Raw genomic sequence first — 21,425 nt, 5'->3', positions numbered from 1 at the left:
AGTTGCGCGGTGGTCTCTCGGTCGGCCTGCTGGGACGCTTGCTGGCAATCCTATTGCTGACATTGGCGATCGAGTTCGTCGCGAGCACCATCCTCTACGAGCAGTCCAGCCGGGCGCTGATCCGCAGCGATGAGGCGCATCGGCTTGCCGAACATCTGGTCATCGCCCGCAAGCTGCTGTCCGACCAGGATCCTTCCGCGCGCCCCGCGCTCGCCTCCCGCCTGACCACCGATCGCTACGATATCCATTGGGCCGGATCGACCGCGATGCAGCCGCCACGGGCCGCCGAGCGCGACGAAGCCTATCGGCGCGTGCTGGATTGGGAAAGAAGCCTGGGCGACAGCGATCTGCGCGTCGAAACGGTGCCGGTCGGACGCAAGGCGCAACTGTCGGGCGCGCTGCGACTGAATGACGGGACCTGGATGCGCTTTCGCGCCTTCGAGCCCGCGAACGACGATCAGCCGGGATGGCATCGTATATTCCTGGTACTGTGGCCTTCCGCGGCGCTGTTGATCATCGGTGCTTTGTTATTCCGCCATACCCTGCGTCCGATGAAGATGCTGGCCGGCGCCGCCGACCGGATCGGGCGCAGCAGCGGCGTGACGTTGCCCGAGGCGGGGCCGACCGAGGTGCGGCACGTCATCCGCGCCTTCAACGCGATGCAAACGCGGATCCAGCAGCTGATCAACGATCGGACCGAGGCGCTGGCGGCCGTCGGCCATGACCTGCGAACGCCGCTGTCGCGCCTGCAATTGCGCGCCGAACTGGTCGCCGATCCGGCGCTGCGTCGCGCGTTCGAGCAGGATGTGACCGAGATGGAAGCGATGGTGGTCTCGCTGCTGGCGTTCCTGGGTGGGGATGAGGATCCGGAAACCCCGGTGCGGACGGACGTCGCCGTAATGGCGGCAACGATCGTGGATGACGCGGTCGATCGCGGCGAAGACGCGACTTATGTCGGTGACGATCATCTTGAGGCGATGGTGCGTCCGGGCGGCATGAAGCGCGCGATCGGCAACCTTGTGCAGAATGCCCTGCAATATGGGGGCAGCGCGCGCGTGGGCGCGCGTGGGGAGGGGCGGACCCTGGTGATCTGGGTCGACGATGACGGGCCTGGCATTCCCGAGGAGATGATGGCGGAGGTGTTGCACCCCTTTACCCGGCTGGATCCGGCACGCGGCCGCAACACCACGGGGTTGGGCCTGGGCCTTGCGATCGTCATCCGGCTGGCCAAGATCGAAGGGGGTGAGCTGAACCTGTCCAACCGCGCGGAAGGCGGGTTGCGCGCCGAGTTGCGGGTGCCTCTGCGGTGAACTGCCGGCCAGCAAAACTTCGTTACACGCACGCGGTAACGTAGCAAAGTCCGATCCTTAACTCTCTTCAATGAGGCCGTCCGTTGGCGGTTATCGAAGGGAGTATATTTATGAACGAACTGATCGGGCGGGTCCTTCGGTTCGAGAAGGACGTCTATCCCATCCGCAGCGAGCTCTATGGCAAGCTCGCCAGTCGCGGCCAGGCGCCGAAGGCGCTGATGATTTCCTGCGCAGATTCACGCATCGTACCGGAACATGTGATGCAGGCAGAGCCGGGCGACCTGTTCGTCTGCCGCAATGCCGGCAACATCGTTCCCCCTTATGCCACCATGAATGGCGGCGTGTCGTCCACCGTGGAATATGCCGTCCACGCGCTGGGCGTACGCGACATCATCGTCTGCGGTCATTCCGATTGCGGCGCGATGAAGGCCGTTGCCGAGCCGCATCTGGCCAAGGACATGCCGAACGTGGCGGCCTGGCTTCGCCATAGCGGCGCGGCAAATCAGGTCGTGCGCGACGCCTATCCGGAATTGTCCAATGGCGATCTCGTTCGCGCGATCAGCCTGGAAAATGTGGTCGCGCAGCTTGCGCACCTGCGGACGCATCCGAGTGTCGCCGCCGGCATCGCCCGGGGTGAGATTTCGCTGCACGGCTGGTTCGTCGATATCCATGCCGGCCAGATCAGTGGTCTGGATGGCGATACCGGCCAGTTCGTACCGCTGCGCGAAGAAGATCCGCTGCCGGTCGCGCTGCGTGCCGAGCGTCGCACGGCCATTGCCTATGATTCTTATGCGGTAGCAGCGGAATGATGACCGCCTTCACTGAGCGGTTGAAGGGTGGCGCGGTTACGCGCGACTTCACCGCCTCCATCGTCGTGTTTCTCGTGGCGATGCCGCTGTGCATGGGAATCGCGATCGCATCGGGCGTGCCGCCGGAGAAGGGCCTTGTAACGGGCATCATCGGCGGCATCGTCGTCGGTATGCTGGCGGGATCACCGCTCCAGGTCAGCGGCCCCGCCGCTGGCCTAGCCGTGATCGTCTACGAGATCGTGCGGGACCAGGGGCTTTCGGCACTGGGTCCCATCCTGGCGCTCGCCGGGCTTATTCAGTTCGTCGCCGGCATGTTGAAGCTGGGCGGATGGTTCCGCGCCATCTCCCCCGCGGTCGTGCACGGCATGCTCGCCGGCATCGGCGTGCTGATCGTGGTCGGCCAGTTCCACGTCCTGTTTGACGCCAAGCCGCTGGCCAATGGTGTCGCCAATCTGGTGGCCATGCCGAGCCGTCTGCTGGGCCTCAACCCCGGCGACATATCCGGCGCGGAGCGTGCCTTTGCGATCGGTTTGCTGACCATTCTGGCAATGCTTGGCTGGGAGAAATTCCGGCCGGCATCGATGCGCCTGTTGCCCGGCGCGCTCGTCGGCGTGACGGCGGCCACGCTCGTCGCCTGGGCGATGGGCCTGGACGTGACGCGCGTTGCCGTTCCCAGCAATATCTTCAGCGCAGTCGACGTGCCCAACCAGAGCTTCCTGGCCAAGCTTGGCGATCCCGCCATCTATGCCACGGCGCTGGCCATCGCCTTCATTGCCAGCGCGGAGACGTTGCTGTCGGCGGCGGCGGTCGACAAGATGCATGACGGCGTGCGCACCAATTACGACAAGGAATTGCGCGCACAGGGTATCGGTAACCTGCTGTGCGGTGCGGCCGGTGCTTTGCCCATGACCGGCGTGATCGTGCGTTCGTCCGCCAACGTGCAGGCGGGGGCGACCACACGGCTGTCGACCATCCTGCACGGCATCTGGATCCTCGGCTTCGTCGCGCTGCTGCCCTGGCTGCTGCGGGAAATCCCGATGGCCGCGCTCGGCGGCATCCTGGTCGTGACGGGCTTCCGTCTGGTCAGCGTCTCGCACGTGACGCATCTGTTCCGTCATTACGGCATCCTGCCTGCGATCATCTGGGTGGCGACGCTCGTGACGGTGGTGGCGGAGGATCTGCTGACGGGCGTGCTGGTCGGCCTTGGCCTTTCGCTGCTGGAGCTGATCCCCCACATCCGCCGGCTCAACCTGCGGGTCGATGCGCAGCATGGCGAAGCCAATAGCCATGTCGCGCTGGACGGCGCGGCCACGTTCGTCATGCTGCCGAAGCTGACGCGGACGCTGGAGGAAGTACCGCCGAGCAGCCGGCTGACGCTGGATCTCGCGCGGTTGACGGCAATCGATCATACCAGCGCGGAGATGCTGAACGATTGGCTGCAGCGCCGCCGCGCAGCTGGGATGCGCGTTGCATTGGCCGGTGCCGAGGGCCGCTTCCCGGGGCTCAAGGCCTAAACCGAGGCAGAAATATTTCCTTACAAAAGGGATAAGAACGGGAAGTTTTTGCCGATCACTATCTGACGCATCCGGTCCGACCGCACAGGCCATCCTCGATGGTACAGGTTCGGCGGTCCGGATGCAGGAGGAGCCACCACCAACAAGGGGTAGCTCCATGAAGAAGACTTTGTTCGCGCTGGCCGCAGGCCTGTGCGCTGCGCCCGGCCTCTGCCAGGAGGCGCCGAAACCGATCACGGTGTCGGGCTCCATCGGGCTGGTGTCCGACTACCGATTCCGCGGCGTGTCGCAAAGCGACAAGCATATGGCGGTACAGGGCGGCCTGACCGCGACCCATACGTCCGGCTTCTACGCAGCGGTGTGGGGATCCAACCTCGCAGGCTGGGGAACGTTCGGCGGATCCAATATGGAGCTGGACCTGGTCGGCGGCTACAAGACGCCGATCGGCGGCGGCGCGCTGGACGTCGGCCTGACCTGGTACATGTATCCCGGCGGCGCATCGAACACCGACTTCGCCGAACCTTATGCCAAGCTGTCCGGCACGGCCGGCCCGCTCAATCTGCTTGCCGGCGTGGCCTATGCGCCGAAGCAAGAGGCGCTCGGCAACTTCTCCAACACGCCCAACAGCCGTGGGCAGAAGAAGGATAACCTTTATCTTTGGGGCGATGCCAATGCCGGCGTGCCCGGTACGGCGCTCACCGTCAAAGGGCATATCGGCTATTCGCACGGCAATCCCGGCCTTGGCCCGAACGGCACGAGCGTTGCGCCAACCGGCGAATATTTCGATTGGCTCGTAGGCGCGGATTATGTGCTGGGCCCGGTCGTGCTGGGCATCGCCTACGTCGATACCGACATCACCAAGCGGGAATCGGCCTATCTGTTGCCCAATTTCAGCTCCAACAAGAATGGCAGTTCGATCGCGTCCGGACGGATTGTCTTTTCGGTAGGCGCCTCCTTCTAAGGAGCGCCAGGCGGATCATGACCTGCCGGGGGTCAGTCATGATCCGCCTTCCCGACGTTAGGGCTTCTTGACGTCGAAGGTGGTCGCCAACGTCGCGGCCGAACTGTCGCCTGCCCACACGTCGAACGTGGTCTCGTCCTGGACCCAGGTACCGCTCGCTGCCGTCCAATAGCGCAGCTCTTCCGGCGACAGGGTGAAGCGAATGGACCGCGTCTCGCCCGGCTTCAGGGTCACGCGCTGGAACCCCTTCAGCTCGCGGACCGGTCGCGCCGAACTGCCATAGCGCTGGTGAATGTAGAGCTGGGCGACATCGTCCGCCGTGCGCTGGCCTGTGTTGGTCATGTCGACGGAGACGTCGACGCTCTCGCCCGGTGCAATGCTGGGCCGCGCAACCTTCAGGTTGCTGTACGAGAAGCTTGAATAGCTCAGCCCATAACCGAACGGGAAAAGCGGCGCGTTGGATTCATTCCAATACCGCTTTTCGGCATTTGCCGGTTGATGCGAGGTAAGGTGCGCATAGGTCAGCGGGATCTGGCCGATGTCACGTGGCCAAGTGAAGGGCAGTTTGCCGCCGGGAACGGCGTCGCCAAACAGCAGGTTCGCGACCGCAGCGCCACCCTGCGAGCCCGGATACCAGATATTCATCAGGGCCTTGGGTTTGCTACCCTTCATGTCGATCGGGCGTGCGCTCATCAGCAGGACCACGACCGGCTTGCCGGTCGCGATCACCGCATCCAGCAATTCCTGCTGCCGGCCTGGCAGATCCAGCGAGGAGCGCGACGCGAATTCGCCGATCATATTCTGCGCTTCGCCCAGCACGAGGACGGCGACGTCCGCAGCCTTGGCCAGGGCCACCGCTCGCGGGATCTCGCTGGCATCGTCAATATCCGGGCGCGGCGCCGCCTTGCCGATACCCGCATCGAAAATGGACGGGAACAGGCGCGCTGGCATGGTGACGCCCGGCGCATAATCGACCCGTACGTCGCGGCCAGCCTTAGCCTTGATGCCGGCGAGCACCGTCACCGTCTCCGTATCATTCTGGGCGAACACCCACGGTCCGACCGTATCGCGGGCGGCATCGGCGAGCGGTCCGATGACGGCGATGGATTTGACGCGGCCGCGGTCGAGCGGCAGCAGCTTGTCCTCATTGACGAGCAGCACGGCAGAGCGTTCCGCGGCGATCCGCGCCATCTCGCGATGGGCCGGATCGGCCAGGATGCGCGCGGACTTGGCGGCATCGGCATAGGGGCGCTCGAACAGGCCCATGCGGATCTTGGTTTCCAAGATGGTCCGCACTGCGCCGTCGAGCTGCGCATTGGTGACCTTTCCGGCGGCGAGCGAGGCCGGCAGCGTGCGATAGGCGGATTCGCCGAAGGGCGGCGCCATTTCCATATCGACGCCGGCGGTCAGCGCGCGGACGCCGGCATCGGCATTGTCCTTGGCATAACCGTGCGTCGCCAAATCGTGCGCCGCGCCGGCATCGGTGACGACGAAGCCCTTGAAGCCCCACGTGTCGCGCAGCACCTTGGTCAACAGCCAGTGATTGCCGGTGGCGGGTACGCCGTTCAGCCCCATATAGGCGCTCATGATGTTGCCGGCGCCCGCATCCACCGCCGCCTTGAACGGCTTCAGATAGACGTTCCACAACTGGCTGTCGGACAGATCGACCTCGTCATAATCGCGCCCGCCCAGGGCCGCACCATAGCCGGCAAAATGCTTGGGGCCGGCGATGATGTGATTGGTTGCGCCGATATAGGGCCCCTGGAAGCCCCGCACCTGGGCTGCCGCCATCACCGAACCGAGATAGGCATCTTCCCCCGCACCTTCGATGATCCGGCCCCAGCGGGGATCGCGCGCGATATCCACCATCGGTGCGAACGCCCAATGGATACCGACCGAACGGGCCTCCTCCGCTGCGACGGCCTGGCCTTTTTCCACCAGCTTCGGATCCCAGGACGCCGCCATGGCGATCGGCACCGGCATGATCGTGCGCAGGCCGTGGATGACGTCGAAACCGAACAGCAGCGGGATCTTGAGGCGGGTTTGCTCGACCGCGATCTTCTGCATCTGGTTGATCTTGTCCGGTTCGCTCAGGAAGAGCAGCGATCCGGCCCGGCCTGCGCGCACCTCATCTGCGACCCGCTTCTCTTCGGCGGGCATGGGGAAATCGAAATATTGCGTGAGCTGGCCGGCTTTCTCCTCCGGCGTCATCTGCGCGATCAGAGCATCGGCCCGCGCGCGGACGGCCGCATCCGCCATCGGTGCGTCCGCGGCACGTGCCGTCCCGGCCGTGGCAGCGGTAAGGATCAGGCCCAGCGCGGCGCCCTGCAGAAGCGTCCTGGGAAGGGCTGTCAGGAAAACGGGTTTCGGTGTCACGCGGCGCATCGGCTCAGCCCTCTCTGTGCTTTCTGGTCATGCCAGTGAGAGAGGGGCTAATTCGGTTTAGCGTTAAATGCAACCGCCGGTTGAGTCACGTTCGACCAACACATAATCCAGGATCGTATCTTGCGGGTCGGCGCCGGGATGAGCGACGGCGTCGATCAAAGCCGCTGTCGCCTGCTCCGTCATTTCGGTGATCGGCTGCCGGATCGTCGTCAGTGCCGGGAAGAGCTGGCGCGAGATCGGCGTATCGTCGAACCCGACCACTTCCAGCGCCTCGGGAATACGTACGCCGCGGCTCTGCGCCAGCGAAACGACACCGCCCGCCATATCGTCATTGCTCGCGAAGATGGCGGTGGGGGGATCCGGCAGATCCAGCAATGCACGGGCGCCGATAATGCCGCCGTCGAAAAGATAATTGCCCGGCACCTGCAGGCTCGGGTCGGCCGACAATCCGTGCGCCTCCAGCGCCGCGAGATAGCCCGCGCGGCGCAAGGCGCTGCCCGAATGATTTTCGGGACCGGCGATCAGGCCGATGCGGCGGTGGCCATGGCGGATCAGCAGCTCGGTGATGGCGAAAGCGGCGGCGCCATCGTCGATCCGCACAGTGCTGGCGTCGGGCAAAGCGCCTCCCGTTGCGACCGCGGCGAGCGGCACATTCAGTTCGCGGACGATCGGCCGGCCGCTCAACAGTTCTGCGAAGGGCGGCATCAGCAGCAACGCGTTGGCGCCGCTGCGCACCAGCGCCGCCGCGCTCTCCGCCGCGCCTGCGACGCTATAGTCGGGCTGCCGACGGATCATCAGCTGGACGCCGCGGGCCGAGGTCATGTTGAGCGCGCCGATCAGCATCGCGCTGACGAAGGGGCTTTGTGGCTCGTCATAGATCAGGCCCACGCGGACGATGCCCGCGCTGGCGAGTCCGCGCGCCGCCAGATTGGGGACGTAGCCAAGCTGCGCGATCGCCGCGCGAACGCGCTCCCGCGTGGCGGCCCCGACCTTGCCGGTGCCGTTGATCACATTCGAGACCGTCATTGCCGATACGCCGGCATGCTCCGCCACCGCCTGGATCGTGATGGCCGTGCCGCGCCGTCGACCGGATCGCGCCATGTTCCTGCTCCGCTAGCCAAAAGGTGTGGCATAAGCCGGGATCAGGTGGCCGAATAGCCGTTGTCGCTCAGTGGGTACCGTCCTGCTGATTATGATCGTTACGGTCGTAAGCATAAACGAGGTGGACCAGAGGTACCGTGTCCACGCGCAGTGGGATGTCACCCGCGCGTTGGACAAACGGTATGCCAGCCTCCTTGCCGAACTCCAGCGCCACCGCGCCTGTCATGCAGCGCCAGCGTGCCGACGGTCCCGGATCGGGCAGCCAGGGCGATCGTAGGAGCGCTTCGGCGATCGCCGCGACATCGACATCGGCCGGGACTTCGATCGTGCCGGACGGGGGGTGTTCCGGCGTGTCGAACGCGGCGATTGGATCGCGCGTCACCTGCAGCATATGCATCGGTCCGGCGGGCCGGAGCCAGGGCCAGGCCATTCGGCAGGTCGGCGCTGGCACCGCTTCTTCCATCAGCGCACCAAATCGAGCGCCGACTTCGCGGGGGTTCAGCAGAAGGAACGCTCGCTGCTTGCGGCCAAAGTAATGACCTGCGCCGCAGCGGGGGCAAGAGGCATCCAGAATGCGTCTACTATGCACAGGCCCATCCATCCAGTCGTTGCCGATCTGCTCCGCCTTGGATTCGGCCGCTTCCAGGGCGTCGGCACGCGAGAGCGCGGCTTCGCCAAGCGGGGCGACGCACCAGCCGCACGGCCACGTCTCCACCAGCTTGCGCTTGCGCCGTTCGTCGCGGGCCGTGCTTCGTGACAACAGGGGCAGCCACACCGGCATCAGCAGGACAGCAAGGACGAGGGCGAGGAATATGATTAGGACCAGCGCGCCGGCCTGGAGCGGATGCCACCATCGTTTTCGCCGTTTCACCATCATCTGCCCACCTGCCGACGCTTGATAACGCGCCAGCGCGATGCGAGGTCAAGGCCGCAGCCCAGTGGTTGCCTCCGTCCCGTGGATGGCCGAAGCACGGCCTGAGGCCACCGACGACATGCACCAGATGTCGAGGCCGTATAACCTTTCCAACTCTGCAGCAGCGCGTTCGGCGTTGCTTCGCGAACCTCGTCCGGATCTATCTTGGTCGTCAGGCAATCGCCAGTTCGGCGATCTGGTCGTCCCGGATCACAAAGTGAAGGGTGAGCAGCACAGGGCTGCCGGGAAAGGCGCCGGATACTTCGGCGGTCACCTCATGTTCGTTGGCTGCGGATCGGATCGCGCGGGGTGCCGCGACGGCGGATGCGGCAATGTTTGCTCGTTCGATCCAGGCGAAGATCGCCTGCTGGCCTTTGCGCACGCAATGCTCGTCCCGCACGATCGCAGGCCCGGAAACGGCTGCATCCATGGCGTCAGGGTCTTGCTGAGCATTTGCTGCGAAGTACGCCTGGAGTGGGTCTGGCATGATCATGGTGCACGTCTTTCCCGTTGGAGCTGCTGAATATCGAGCAAGATAAAGCCCTCCGCAGGTTCCGATAAGCGGGACAAAACGGGATGAGACATAACGACGGGCGGGACAATCGAGAGAATGGGGCGGGCGGAGGCACCAGCAAAACCGCTGCAGTCGTAACCCGTGAAGGATCGCCTGCAATCAAACCGTCGCCCGGCGACTGCAGCTGGAGCGCATGCCAACCGATCCTGAATGCGTTGGGCCGAACCGCCCGGACCCGCCGGTCTCCCTGATCGACAGCCTCATCCTCTACACCTGCTCCCACTATCCGACCGCGGGCTCGATCGAGATGATGGCCCATCTTCAGAGAGGGAATGCGCGCCGATCGTTGCGCACCGCCACGGGGCCGATCGGCAGTGCTTCCGATCGCGGCAGCCGAGTTGCGAGACACCGACGGAGCCTATCGATGCAACACTATATCCAACACCTCCTACGCCGCCCCCTGGTCAGCGTGATTGCACGGACCGCGCTGACCTTTCCTTTCTGGGGAAGCGGGTTGGCGAAGCTGTTCAACTTCGAAGGGGGCGTTGCGGAGATGGCGCATTTCGGACTGACGCCGCCCGCGCTCTTCAACGTGGCGACGATCAGCGTACAGCTGGGGGGATCCTTGCTGATCATCGTCAATCGCATGGCCTGGCTGGGGGCAGGTGCGCTCGGCATATTCACCGGCCTGACCATATTCCTGGTTCACAGTTTCTGGCGGATGACGGAGGAGCCGTTCCGGACGATCGCCTTCCATACGGCCACCGAACATGTCGGCATCATCGGGGGCTTGATCGCGATCTCGATCCTTGCCGTCCGCGCGCCGATCGGCACGGAGCGACCCGAGATGGCCCGGGCAAAGGGGATGACGTCCTGACCGATCTGCGCATCGGGCGGGACGGCAGGCGCAGGCGTGCCGTCGAGCGTAAAAACCTCGGGTTGGCCACGCTGTTCGCGGTGTGTGCCTGCGTCACGATTGTGGCGACGACGGCGGTGATAGTGACAAGCGGCGCGATACGTCTGGCGTTGCATCAAAGCATACGCTTTGCCCTCTGCCGTCATCTGCAACAAGCACAGGGCCTCGGCGATGGCCGTAACGAGGAGGGCGTGGTGCAGCGCTATTGCGGGAGCCCGATCGATCCACGCCGGTCGCGTCGCTAAGGGATACAGGCCTACCTATGATCTATCGACGGACAGGCCTGATCCTTCAGGCAAAGCTCCCGGAAACGACCCGATGGTACAGGCAGGATTGAAGCATCTGGCAGCGGTCATCGCCATCGCGCGGCGAGGTTCGTTCCTTGCTGCGCGCTGGATCTCAACATGTCCATAACCGGGGCTGCGATGTGGAAGTGGCAATCGCATTTGTAACGTGACGCGGCTGGGCTGAAGCCGGGCTGTAACCCGGCCCGCGCCATCGTTTCCGAGATGCCAGTAACGTCGGGAGTGTGCGATGGACCATAGGATAGCGGATTTCGGTCTTGCGCAGCGTTTCCGATCGGACCGCGGCGCGGACATTGCGGCGCGTGAGGAAGCGGCCGCGCAACCGATAGCCGATGTGTATCTTGCCATGATGCGGGCCGCGGCGGTGATCGCGGCTGGTCGCCTGGGTGTGTTCGAGAGTCTCGCTGACGGTCCGATGACGGAGGAGCACCTCGCCCGCGCATTGGGTGCGAGCCAAAACGGTGTTGCGCGTCTGGCCGACTTCCTGGTGGAAATGGGCGCCCTCGAACGACGTGGCCGGCGGCTGGCCAATGCCCCCGCCACGACACGCTGGTTCACCAGCCACGGCGAGGTGGATTACACGCCCGGCCTTGCCTGGAGCGCAGATGCCTGGTCGATCATGATGGATCTGCCGGATGCCGTCCGTCACGGCGGTCCGACCAACTTGCTGTGGGACAGGATGCGCGAAGAGCCCGAAATGGGCGTTCGCTTCGCCCGCTACATGCAAGCATTCGCGCAGGATCTCTCGCGGGATCTGCTGCATCTCGTGCAACTGCCGCACCATGCACGGCGGCTGCTCGATCTGGGCGGCTCGCACGGAATCTATACACTGGCTTTGTGTCGCCGTTACTCGGACTTGAGCGCCGTCATCATTGATCTGGAAAGCGCCCTAAGTGGGACCGATAGGCGGATACACGAAGCGGGCTTGGCAGATCGCGTTGCGGTCCATGCGGCCGATGTCCGTGCGCGCGATTGGGGCGAAGAGTATGACGTCGCGCTGTATCTGTCGGTTGCCCACAATATGCATGCCGAAGAGAATGAAGATATCTTCGCGCATCTCGGGAAGGTGATCCGGCCGGGCGGGCAGTTGATCATCCACGATTATCCCCGCGAGACGACCCCCGGCCTGTTTGGTGCCGCATTCGGGCTGACGCTGTTGGTGGAGACCGGTACGCGCACCTACAGCTATGAGGAGTTGTCCAAGATGCTGGTTCGCGCCGGCTTCGGCGCAATTCGGCACCATGTCCTCTCGCCGGCAGACAAGGGGACGATCATCATCGCAGACCGTTAACCGCCGCGTTGGCGATCCATCGGCGCACGGTTACAGGTGAAGCGCGAGGATCGCTGCTGAAGCCAGGCTGCAACCTAAGACAGGCATTGGCCATGAAGGCCGGGAGCAACTGTACCGCGCCCGACCGCGAGATGCTTTCATGTTTTCCCAGACCCTCCCAGCTTTTCTGGTGACGGCGACGATATTGACGATGGTGCCCGGGCTGGACACTGCCTTGGTGCTCCGTTCGGCGACGATCGACGGCCCCCGCGCGGGCGTTGGCAGCGCGCTGGGCATTGCTGCGGGTTGTCTGTGCTGGGGCGGGGCCGCGGCCTTCGGACTGGCGGCTTTGCTCGATGCCTGGCCGTTCGCTTTCACGCTGCTGCGCCTGTTCGGCGGTGCCTATCTCGCCTGGCTTGGCGCAAAATTCCTGCTTCGGCCGCGCCTCTCTATCGTGCTGGACAGTATGGGAAGTGGAACGGCGCGGATGTCCGGTGCGATCGGCCGCGGCTTCACCACGAATATCCTCAATCCCAAGGTGGGTGCCTTCTATTTAACGTTGCTGCCGCAGTTCGTGCCGAGCGGGCCGTCCAGCGGCATCCAGGCTTTTTCCCTCGCGGTGTCGCACGGCGTTATCGTGATCGGCTGGTTCTCGCTTTTGGTCATCTTTACCGGCGGCATCCGGCCCTGGCTTACGCGTCCGGGCGTCGTTCGAACGCTCGATCGTGTAACGGGCGGATTCTTGATGCTGTTGGGCATCCAACTCGTCGGCCTTCATGCATGAGCTACGAACGGCTGGCGCAACCCCGTTTCATATGCAGATGCAGGCCCCGTTTTGCGTAGTGCCATCGGACGGCGTGGCGCAGCGGACCGCCTTCAAACTACGCATGTAACGTTATAGCCAACGCTGGAAATTGCATCGCAATCTGCCAAGCGCATTATGCTCCGACCTTAGGCAGTCGGGTGTCAGATGCGAGCGCGACGTTTCCAATTTCCAATGTGCCGCTCAGCCATCGCGCAGAACCCGGGTTGCTATCAGCCGAGGGGGCGGATGTACGGGCCGCCGACGACCGACGCGCGCTGATCATTCCTAATGAAATGGCTGCCAGTCCTGAGAATTGCGAGCGTCGCCACGCTTCTCGCAACCTTGTTTGTTGCGGGTGTCGCGCTGGGCATGATGAGCGACAATCGCCGCTGGGCGAGCGCGGCAAGCAACGGTATCATGAGCTATTCGCTCGCCGAACGCAGTCTGCAGGTCGATCTGCTGAAGGCGCGGGCCGGGCTGCTGCGAAGCTATGATCCGGTCAATGCGGATCTGACGGCTGCGCAAGAAAGCCTGTCCGATCTGCGACGGCTGTCGATGCGCCCGGTGGCCAGGCATGTTCTGGGCGAGATCACGGACGCAGCGGATCGGCAGGAAAATCTGGTGCAGCAGTTCAAGCGGCGCAACGCGCGGCTGCAAGAGGCGCTGACCCAATTCACGGCCAACGATCGGGTCATTGCCAATGATCGGACGGCAATCGAAGAGCATAATATCCTGTCCGCCTGGATCCTGAAGCTGACGCTCGATACGAGTTTGCCGACGGTGGCAGGCGCGCAAGCCGCGCTAAATGAGCTGCCGCCCGCGCCCGCCGGCACGCGCGAGGCCGCGCTGGTCACGCATGCCCGCCAGTTGGTAGTCATCCTGCCTGAGATCGACAGGCTGCTCCATGCCATACGAGCGATGCGGATCGACAACCAAGTCGGTCGGTTTCAGCGCCTGCTGCGTCAAGAGGCACGCGACCGCGTCACCGCGCTACTCCATCTTCAAATCGCGTTCGGTGTTCTGATTGCATTGATGACGGCGATCGTCACCGCTTTGGTCCTGGTACAGCGGCAGCATACGCGGGAGCTGCAGATCCAGGCGGACAATGAACGGTTGAGCGCGGCCATCGCCATGCCGCTTATCGACACCGCCCATGCGACGTTCGAAGCGCGGGTTCAGGATGCCGTGGAGCGACTGGCTTTCTATCTGAAGGCCAAGCAATTGCGGCTGATGATACCCGGCATCTCCGGACCGGTGCACTTTTCAGCGCCCGAGAATAGCGGTGAAGAGGAATGGTTTTGCAGGCTGATTCAGATCGCCGACGCGAATAATGCCTGGACGGCAGATCGCGTGCTCGCGTCCACGCGCGGCAATCGCGGACACCCGGCTGTCACCGAGGGGATGCATGCAGCCGGGATCAACGACCTGGTGCTGCTCAGAACGGTTGAGCCGTGCCGCATCATCATCGGCTTCGAACCGCGTGGTGCCGCCTTCGCGCAGCGTCCCGATCATATGGCCGGACTCGCCTCTGCCTTGGTTGCGATCGCGCATGGCGCGCGGCGCGAAGTTTTGCAGCAGGAGCGTGAGCGGCTGGAGCGGAAGGTCGCGCGGGCCGGGCGGATGGAGATTATCGGCGCTATGGCAAGTGGCGTTGCGCATAACTTCAATAACATCCTCTGTGCGATCGGCGGCTATGCCGAGATGGGGCAGGAACGCACGCGCAAACATTCCTTTGCCTATGCGCATTTCGGCGAGATCCTGCAGGCGGCCGGCCGGGCCCGCAATCTGGTCGACGAAATTCTGAACTTCGCCAAACAGGGCCGGTCCCACAAGCGGCCGACCCAGCTGCTCGATATTCTGAAAGAGACGATCGGGCTCGTCTCCGCATCCGCCCGGCAGACCCGCTTTCGTCTGCTGACGGCGGATAAACCGCTTTGGGTGACCGGCGCGGCCAGCGAACTTCAGCAGGTCTTCCTCAACATCTCCAACAATGCGGTTCATGCGGGCGATAGCCAGGAAGTCGTGATCCAGGCGCGTCCTGTCCGCCTGGCCAGACCGCGTCGCCTGAGCCATGGTTCGCTTCCGCCCGGCGACTATATCGTCGTTTCGATTGACGATGAGGGGCCGGGCATTGCGCCGGCGGCACGCGATCGGCTGTTCGAACCGTTTTTCACGACAAAGGTCGGTGGAACCGGGCTGGGACTTTCCACCGCCTGGGAGATCGTCCAGGATCATGGTGGGACGATCGATGTCGAAAACCGCGATCGCGGCGCGTCCTTCTCGGTCTGGTTGCCGCAGCGAGACGATGCGGAGGATTGCACGATCGCCGGCGACGGAGCCCGGATCATATTGCTCGCGCAACCCGATCAGCTTGCCGAGGAGGAAGAGCTGCTGGCCGAACTCGGTTACGAGCCGGTCGGCTTCCCTCTCTCGACCGGAATAGCGGCAATGTCTGCGGCGCTGGACGAGTGCGACGGCGCTCTCATCACATCGTTCAACACCGAAATTGCGCTGAAGTCCGCAGAGGCATTGTCGGCACGCATGGCCGGCCGTCCGGTGCTGGTGGCAACGCCCGAGGCGCAGCTGCTCCACAGCCGGTTCGCGGCGCCGAAATTCGCCTATCCGCTGCGGCGCAAGGAGCTCGCCGATCGGCTGCCGGGGATTATCGGCGGGCTGATGGCGGAGGCGCGCTGATCCCGGTCGATCCGCGCCATAAAACCGTGAAGATAACACGCCCCATCGGCGTCACATCAGCTCGACATCCGCATCGAACCGATACCCCAGGCCGCGCTCGGTCAGGATCAAACGCGGCGCCTGGGCATCCTCCTCCAGCTTGCGGCGAAGGCGCAGGATCTGCACGTCGATGCTGCGGTCGAACACATCTTCGTGAACCCTCGTGGCTTGCAGGAGATGCTCGCGCGACAGGGTTCGCCGCGGGGCCTGGAGAAAGGCGCTCAGCAGCGCGAAGTCGCCCTTGGTCAAGGAAACGAGGTCGCCCTTGGGTGAAATCAGTTGCCGGTTACGCTGATCGAATTGCCACCCGGCAAAACGGAAGGACGCCTCGCACTGACGCGCGGGTCTCAACCGATCCATCGAACGGCGCCGGAGTGTGGCGCGCACACGGGCCAGCAATTCGCGCAGGCCAAAGGGCTTGGTGAGGTAATCGTCGGCGCCCAGTTCCAGCCCGACGACCCGATCGATCTCCTCGCGACGATTGCCCGTAATCAGGATGACGGGGGTCACGCTCTTCGCGCGCAGCTCCCGCAGCACCTCCAGCCCATCATCTTCGCCGAGATGAAGATCCAGGATCACCAGATCGGGTTCGCGTCCCACCAAGGCGTGCAGAAGGCCCCTGCGACCCGATACGGCGGTGGCGCGCAGATTATGCTCCGTCAGGTAACTGACGATCATGCGCTGCATGGCTGGATCGTCGTCGACGACCAAAATGCGCGCGGCTTTGGCTTGGAAGGCAATCTCGGATGTGTCGATATAGCTCAATGGATCCTCGCAATATCCTGCACAGCTTGGATCGCCTCCCTAGGGAAGCCGGCATCGATCAAGAATAGTTTGGATCACAGACGTAACGAAATTTGCGCAATTCCGCTGTGACCGAGCGGATCGGGCGATGGAACGAGCGATTTCCGCGCCGATCGACGCATGTCAGACGTAGCCATGCGGGCATCGCGCAGAATGCGGCATGTTGGTAAAACGCGGCCACCACCGTGCAGAGCCAACCCCGTGGCCGTACGGGTTGGATGATCGGCCTCACATAACAGGGACTTTTGATGCAGCTACGTTCCATCCTGCTGGGCTTGTCGCTTGCCCTGTCGATAACCGCATCCGCGCAAGCGTTACCGCCCCCGCAAACTGTCCCCGCGGTCGCGGCACTGCCGACGCTGCACATGACGGGTGTCGCGCGGCATGACGGGGCCGACATCTGGTTCGGGAGCGTCGGCAGCGGCCGGCCGGTGATCCTGCTGCACGGTGGTCTGTCGAGCAGCCGCGGTTGGGGCGATCAGGTGCCTGCGCTGGTGAAAGCGGGGTATCGCGTGATCCTGATCGACAGCAGAGGCCATGGACGCAGCACGTTGGGCGATCGGCCGCTCAGCTACGAATTGATGGCTACGGACGTCGTCGCGGTCATGGACAAGCTTCGCCTCAAGCGCGCGGCGATTGTCGGCTGGAGCGACGGGGCAATCATCGGCCTGCTCGTGGCGATGCATCATGCGCCCCGCGTGGATCGCCTTTACGCGTTCGGCGCGAATATGGATCAGCAGGGTGTGCGCAGCGACGCGTTCGCGGCGCCGATCCTGGGTGTCGTGGGACCGCGGCTGGCCGCGGATCATGCCGCGCTCTCCGGCAATCCGCAGGGGTTTGCCCGGCTACAAAAAGCGGTGCGGGTGATGCAGGCGCACCAGCCGCAATATAGCGCCGCCCAACTCGCCACCATCCGCAACGTGCCCGTCACCATTGCCAGTGGTGCGCATGACGAGTTCATCACGGAGGCGCACGCACCTTATCTTGCGAAAGTGATACCTGGCGCACGGCTCGAAATCTTTCCGAACGCCGGGCACTTCGCGCCCTGGCAGCAATCGCAGGCGTTCAACCGCGCGATCCTGGCCTTTCTGCAACGCAAGTCAGGGACGCGCTGAATTGACGGATGCGGATGCGCAATGCCGCCTCAGTATAAGGTTTCGACGCGCGCATCGAAGATATAGCCAAAGCCGCGCTCGGTCTTGATCAGATCGACCCCGGAGGGGTGGCAGGCAAGCTTTCGTCGTAACCGGAGCACCAGGACATCGATGCTGCGGTCGTAAATATCTTCATGCGTCCTCGTCGCGCGCATGAGATGCAGACGGGAGAGCGGGCGATCGGGAGCCTCGAGGAGAGCGCTCAGCAACGCATATTCCTTCTTCGTGAGGCTGACCTCTTCGCCCGCCGGCGACGTCAATCGGCGGGTCGAATGGCGCAATTCCCAGCCGTGAAAGCGGTGGCCACCGCGTAGCTGCGGCGCGAAGCGCCGGCCGAGTTCCTGACGCCGCAGGATGGCGCGGGCCCGGGCCAGGAGCTCGTCGGGGCTGAGCGGCCCGGAACAATAATCGTCTGCACCCAGCTCCAGCCCGATAATGGGTTCCAAGTTGGCCTGGTACTTGTCGCGATACAGGATGACGGGAACATGCGAGCGCTCCCGGATCTGGCGGAGGATATCCAGGCCGCTCAACGGGCCCAGCCGCGCATTGATGATGATCAGGCTCAGCGGCGGACCCTGCAGATGGCGAGCGACATCCAGCGCGCCACATCCAACCGCGGTGCATTGCTGCTCCGCAAGATGCGCCATGATCGAACCACGGATTTTCAGATCGTCCTCTACGACCAAAAGACGACCGATCCGGGTACAGGAAGCGGGGAGCGGCGCCGGGCGTACGGCGAATTCTGATTTGGCGATGGCGTGAAACATTCCAGCGGTCTTCCCGTCTGTGGCGTGCAATCCTGCCCAAGGTTCGGCTGGGGCCGAAGCGACATGGGCAGGATCGTCGCAGCTTAAGAATTGTGCCGAGCGAAGGTCCGGCACGCGGAAGGAGGGATCACAGCTGATGCGTGGCGCGGATCATCTCCGCGGCGCGCTCGCCAATGACGGCGCACGGCGCCTGCGTATTGCCGGTCGTCACCCGCGGCATGATCGATCCGTCGGCGATGCGAAGGCCTTCGATGCCATAGACCTTGAGCGTGCCGTCCACGACCGACATGGCGTCGCGTCCCATCTTGGCCGTGCAGGTCTGGTGCCAGTAGGTGACGGCGGCATCGCGGACATAATCCTTGAGCGCCTCTCCCTTCAGATTGCCCGGCATCGCCTCGCGCGCCACGAACGGCCGGAACGCGTCCGAATTGCCGAGCTCGCGGCACAGCTCGACACACCGCACTGCGGCGACCATGTCATCCGGGTCCGACAGCATGTTCGCGTCGATCTGGAGCGGCGCCAGCGGGTCGTTGCTGCGCAGCCGCAACCGTCCACGGCTCATGGGCTGGGCGAGCCCGGCGAACATGGTCCAGCCATGTTCCGGCACGCCCAGCGCCGCGGTGCGTTCGCTCGGAACCGGGAACTCGACCTGACAGAACAGGAAATCGGGCGCCTGCAATTCGGGGCGGCTCTTCCAGTAGAGCGTCGCCTCGCTGCCGCTGTTCCGCGGCGCGATCGGCTCCTTATATTCCCACGTGCAACCGAACGAGACATGATCCTGCAGGTTGTGGCCAACGCCGGGCAGATGCTCGACGACGGGGATGCCGACGCGGGCCAGCTCGGTTTCGTCGCCGATGCCGGAGTGCAGCAACACCTTGGGCGTCTGCATCGCCCCCAGTGACAGCACGACCTCCGTGCGCGCGTTCACCGTCCGGATCTCGCCGTTACGCACCAGTTCCACACCGGTCGCGCGCTTGCCCTGCAGGATCACGCGCCGCACCAATGTGTTCGTCAGCACGGTGAGATTGGGACGATCCATCAGCGGGGCGACATAGGCGCGGAAGAGCGACTGGCGCCGCCCGTCGCGCACCAGCACGTCGGTGATTGCCGCGCCGCCCGGACCTTCCATCATCTGACCGTTGGGATTGTCGAACGTGGGAATGCCGAACTCCCGCGCCGCATCCAGCAAGGCATGCGCGACAGGGCTGGGATCGGCCGAGGGCTGCACCCACACCGGGCCCGACGTACCGCGATAGATCGGGTCGGGCGTGCCCTGCCAATTTTCGATGCGGCGATAGATGTTCAGGACATTGTCATAGCTCCAGCCGCGATCGTCCGCCTCTGCTGCGAAGAAATCCCAGTCATTACGATGGCCGCGCGCCCACACGGTGACATTGACGCTCGATCCGCCGCCGAGCACCTTGCCCATCGACATCGGCAGCGCGCGCCCGTTCAGGTGGGGATTCGGCTGCGCCTGGAAGCCCCAATCCCGTTCGCTGCCAAGATTGGTCGGCCACAGCGCCGGGTTGAGCACCGCTTCGACATCGTCGCTGCCGCCCGCCTCGATCAGAAGCACCTGGACATCGGGATTCTCGGCGAGGCGTCGCGCGACGACCGAGCCTGATGCGCCCGCGCCGCAGACGATGACGTCATAGGTCGACTTCATATTGGCGGTCAGATCTGCCTGGTTCGCCGAGGCCTTCCTCTGAAAGTCCCGGTCGTCCTGCTGGGTCGCGCTCGTCATCGCTTCACTCCTTCCTGTTCGGTCCGCGGTGTGAGCCGTGAGCAAGCGCGCCAACGCGGCGGCTGCAGGTCGATCGAGGGCGGGGATTCCCAGCGGGTCGTCGCCTTGTTCACGGTCCCGCGAGCGCGCCGTGATGGTCACGTTGCGCTGGCGGGGTCGGGACCTTGCGGAGCTTGGGGCCGGTCCAGACGCAGGCCGGATATCAAATCTATCAAAATTAGCAATATTGATAATTTTGCTCAGTGTGATCTGTCTGGTAGGGATTGACGGCGCCGCGTACCGGCGCTTTTTTCGAAGCGGATCAGCGCCATGCCGAACAAGGACATTCTGACTACGGCTGACACGGCCAAGCTGCTGGGCGTATCCATCCGCACGGCTCAATTGCTGATCGAGGGTGGATCGGTGCCATCGTGGAAGACGCCCGGAGGGCATCGCCGGGTATACCGATCAGACATCCAGGCCTTGATCGACGGGCGAAGCGGAGAGGCGCGCGCGCCCTCCGCAACCGTGATCGTTGTCGCGCCGACGGAGCAATTGGAGGCGTATCGGCGCCTGTTTTCCGACGTCCCCGAGTGCGGGATTCAGACGTTCGACGATCTCCACGCCGCCTTGTTCGCAATCGCTTCGCTGCGCCCGCATGCGGTGTTGATCGACGTGCGCGACGGCGCCTCCGATCGCAGCGAATTCCTGCGCAAGCTGGCCACCAATCCAGCCTTGGGACATAGCCGGATTCTGGCCATCGGCCTTGAGGAGAAAGCGGCTCGGGAGAATGCTGAACGGCTTGACCTGTTCGCCACGCCCGAGGAGGCAATCGCCGCGATCAGGACATCACTGGGCGACGCGGGCGAGCCGGTCGCCGCGCTGGCGGAAGCGGCATTTCCGATCGCGCTGAACGAGGGGCAGCGGCTTGTCGCGCTGGAGCGCGCCGGCCTGCTCGACACGGCACCGGAGGAGGCCTTCGACCGGTTGACGTGGCTTGCAGCCGAAGCGCTGAAAGCGCCGGTGTCGCTGATCGCGATGCTGACGCCCAGTCGCCAATGGTTCAAGTCGCGGGTGGGACTGTCGCTTAGCGAAACACCGCGAAGCTGGGCTTTCTGCAATTACACGATCATGCAGAAAGACGTATTCGTCGTCGAAGATCTCGCCAGCGATGCGCGCTTCGCGCAAAATCCCGCGGTCGCCGGTGAGCCGGGTTTCCGCTTCTATGCGGGGTCGCCGATCCTGGATGGGGAGGGCTTCCCGGTGGGATCGCTGTGCGTGCTGGACTATGAAAGCCGAAGCTTGAGCCCACGCGAGGAGCAAATCCTGTCCTCGCTCGCCGCTTTGGGGTCGGCCGAGGTCCGTTTGCGCAAGACGGAACAGGAATTGCGCGATGCCGTGCGGAAATCCCGCTAGATCCGCTGACAGCGGGTCAGCTTCC

17 protein-coding genes are annotated in these 21,425 nt (G+C 64.1%); 10 read left to right on the top strand and 7 right to left on the bottom strand.

The genetic code is table 11. The annotated features are described in order from the left end of the window. Positions 1 to 2: 2 nt before the first annotated feature. The 4 genes from ACSBM8_RS14125 (at position 3) to ACSBM8_RS14110 (ending at position 4,594) form a co-directional block, all read left to right on the top strand. On the top strand, positions 3 to 1,310 hold the full coding sequence (locus tag ACSBM8_RS14125) for an ATP-binding protein (protein ID WP_442678637.1): 1,308 nt from the start codon (positions 3 to 5) through the stop codon (positions 1,308 to 1,310). 110 nt (positions 1,311 to 1,420) lie between these two features. Next, a complete protein-coding gene (locus ACSBM8_RS14120; RefSeq protein WP_442678636.1) occupies positions 1,421 to 2,119 on the top strand; it encodes a carbonic anhydrase in 699 nt (232 codons plus the stop codon). Continuing rightward, positions 2,116 to 3,633, top strand: a complete 1,518-nt coding sequence (locus tag ACSBM8_RS14115) for a SulP family inorganic anion transporter (RefSeq protein WP_442678635.1) — start codon at positions 2,116 to 2,118, stop codon at positions 3,631 to 3,633. The genes ACSBM8_RS14120 and ACSBM8_RS14115 overlap by 4 nt, the downstream gene beginning before the upstream one ends. A 157-nt stretch (positions 3,634 to 3,790) precedes the next feature. Continuing rightward, a complete protein-coding gene (locus ACSBM8_RS14110) occupies positions 3,791 to 4,594 on the top strand; it encodes a TorF family putative porin (RefSeq protein ID WP_442678634.1) in 804 nt (267 codons plus the stop codon). A gap of 57 nt (positions 4,595 to 4,651) precedes the next feature. On the opposite strand, the gene bglX is transcribed toward ACSBM8_RS14110, so the two are convergent. From bglX to ACSBM8_RS14090, 4 genes are all read right to left on the bottom strand, one after another. Beyond that, complete coding sequence (bglX, locus tag ACSBM8_RS14105) at positions 4,652 to 6,979, bottom strand: beta-glucosidase BglX (protein ID WP_442678633.1); 2,328 nt, start codon at positions 6,977 to 6,979, stop codon at positions 4,652 to 4,654. Between the two features lie 63 nt (positions 6,980 to 7,042). Further along, a complete protein-coding gene (locus ACSBM8_RS14100; protein WP_442678632.1) occupies positions 7,043 to 8,080 on the bottom strand; it encodes a LacI family DNA-binding transcriptional regulator in 1,038 nt (345 codons plus the stop codon). A 67-nt stretch (positions 8,081 to 8,147) separates the two neighbouring features. Beyond that, the gene (locus ACSBM8_RS14095; RefSeq protein WP_442678631.1) at positions 8,148 to 8,957 is read right to left on the bottom strand and encodes a hypothetical protein; all 810 of its coding nucleotides are present in this window, start codon (positions 8,955 to 8,957) and stop codon (positions 8,148 to 8,150) included. 208 nt (positions 8,958 to 9,165) lie between these two features. Then, complete coding sequence (locus ACSBM8_RS14090) at positions 9,166 to 9,423, bottom strand: hypothetical protein (protein WP_442678630.1); 258 nt, start codon at positions 9,421 to 9,423, stop codon at positions 9,166 to 9,168. A gap of 508 nt (positions 9,424 to 9,931) precedes the next feature. Here ACSBM8_RS14090 and ACSBM8_RS14085 point away from each other — a divergent pair. From ACSBM8_RS14085 to ACSBM8_RS14070, 4 genes are all read left to right on the top strand, one after another. Further along, the gene (locus ACSBM8_RS14085; protein ID WP_442678629.1) at positions 9,932 to 10,384 is read left to right on the top strand and encodes a DoxX family protein; all 453 of its coding nucleotides are present in this window, start codon (positions 9,932 to 9,934) and stop codon (positions 10,382 to 10,384) included. A gap of 573 nt (positions 10,385 to 10,957) precedes the next feature. Then, entirely contained in the window at positions 10,958 to 12,019 is a 1,062-nt protein-coding gene (locus ACSBM8_RS14080; RefSeq protein ID WP_442678628.1) for a methyltransferase, read from the top strand. A 139-nt stretch (positions 12,020 to 12,158) separates the two neighbouring features. Continuing rightward, positions 12,159 to 12,782 (top strand): LysE family translocator, encoded by a 624-nt coding sequence (locus ACSBM8_RS14075; protein ID WP_442678627.1) that lies wholly within the window; start codon positions 12,159 to 12,161, stop codon positions 12,780 to 12,782. A 309-nt stretch (positions 12,783 to 13,091) separates the two neighbouring features. Beyond that, positions 13,092 to 15,497 (top strand): DAHL domain-containing protein, encoded by a 2,406-nt coding sequence (locus ACSBM8_RS14070; protein ID WP_442678626.1) that lies wholly within the window; start codon positions 13,092 to 13,094, stop codon positions 15,495 to 15,497. A gap of 51 nt (positions 15,498 to 15,548) precedes the next feature. Here the strand turns inward: ACSBM8_RS14070 and ACSBM8_RS14065 are convergent, their stop codons facing one another. Next, entirely contained in the window at positions 15,549 to 16,301 is a 753-nt protein-coding gene (locus ACSBM8_RS14065) for a response regulator (RefSeq protein ID WP_442678625.1), read from the bottom strand. Positions 16,302 to 16,588: 287 nt separating this feature from the next. Here ACSBM8_RS14065 and ACSBM8_RS14060 point away from each other — a divergent pair, with 287 nt between their 5' ends. Continuing rightward, on the top strand, positions 16,589 to 17,455 hold the full coding sequence (locus ACSBM8_RS14060; protein ID WP_442678624.1) for an alpha/beta fold hydrolase: 867 nt from the start codon (positions 16,589 to 16,591) through the stop codon (positions 17,453 to 17,455). 29 nt (positions 17,456 to 17,484) lie between these two features. Here ACSBM8_RS14060 and ACSBM8_RS14055 read toward each other — a convergent pair whose 3' ends face one another. Both ACSBM8_RS14055 and ACSBM8_RS14050 read right to left on the bottom strand, forming a co-directional pair. Further along, positions 17,485 to 18,261, bottom strand: a complete 777-nt coding sequence (locus ACSBM8_RS14055) for a winged helix-turn-helix domain-containing protein (RefSeq protein ID WP_442678623.1) — start codon at positions 18,259 to 18,261, stop codon at positions 17,485 to 17,487. Between the two features lie 127 nt (positions 18,262 to 18,388). Further along, a complete protein-coding gene (locus ACSBM8_RS14050) occupies positions 18,389 to 20,005 on the bottom strand; it encodes a GMC family oxidoreductase (protein WP_442678622.1) in 1,617 nt (538 codons plus the stop codon). Positions 20,006 to 20,314: 309 nt separating this feature from the next. Here ACSBM8_RS14050 and ACSBM8_RS14045 point away from each other — a divergent pair, with 309 nt between their 5' ends. Further along, positions 20,315 to 21,400 (top strand): GAF domain-containing protein, encoded by a 1,086-nt coding sequence (locus tag ACSBM8_RS14045; protein WP_442678621.1) that lies wholly within the window; start codon positions 20,315 to 20,317, stop codon positions 21,398 to 21,400. The last annotated feature ends 25 nt before the right edge of the window (positions 21,401 to 21,425 follow it).

This window comes from Sphingomonas sp. ASY06-1R, assembly GCF_052180265.1.
Taxonomy (GTDB): domain Bacteria; phylum Pseudomonadota; class Alphaproteobacteria; order Sphingomonadales; family Sphingomonadaceae; genus Sphingomonas_I.
This window is presented reverse-complemented; position numbering and strand designations above follow the sequence as displayed.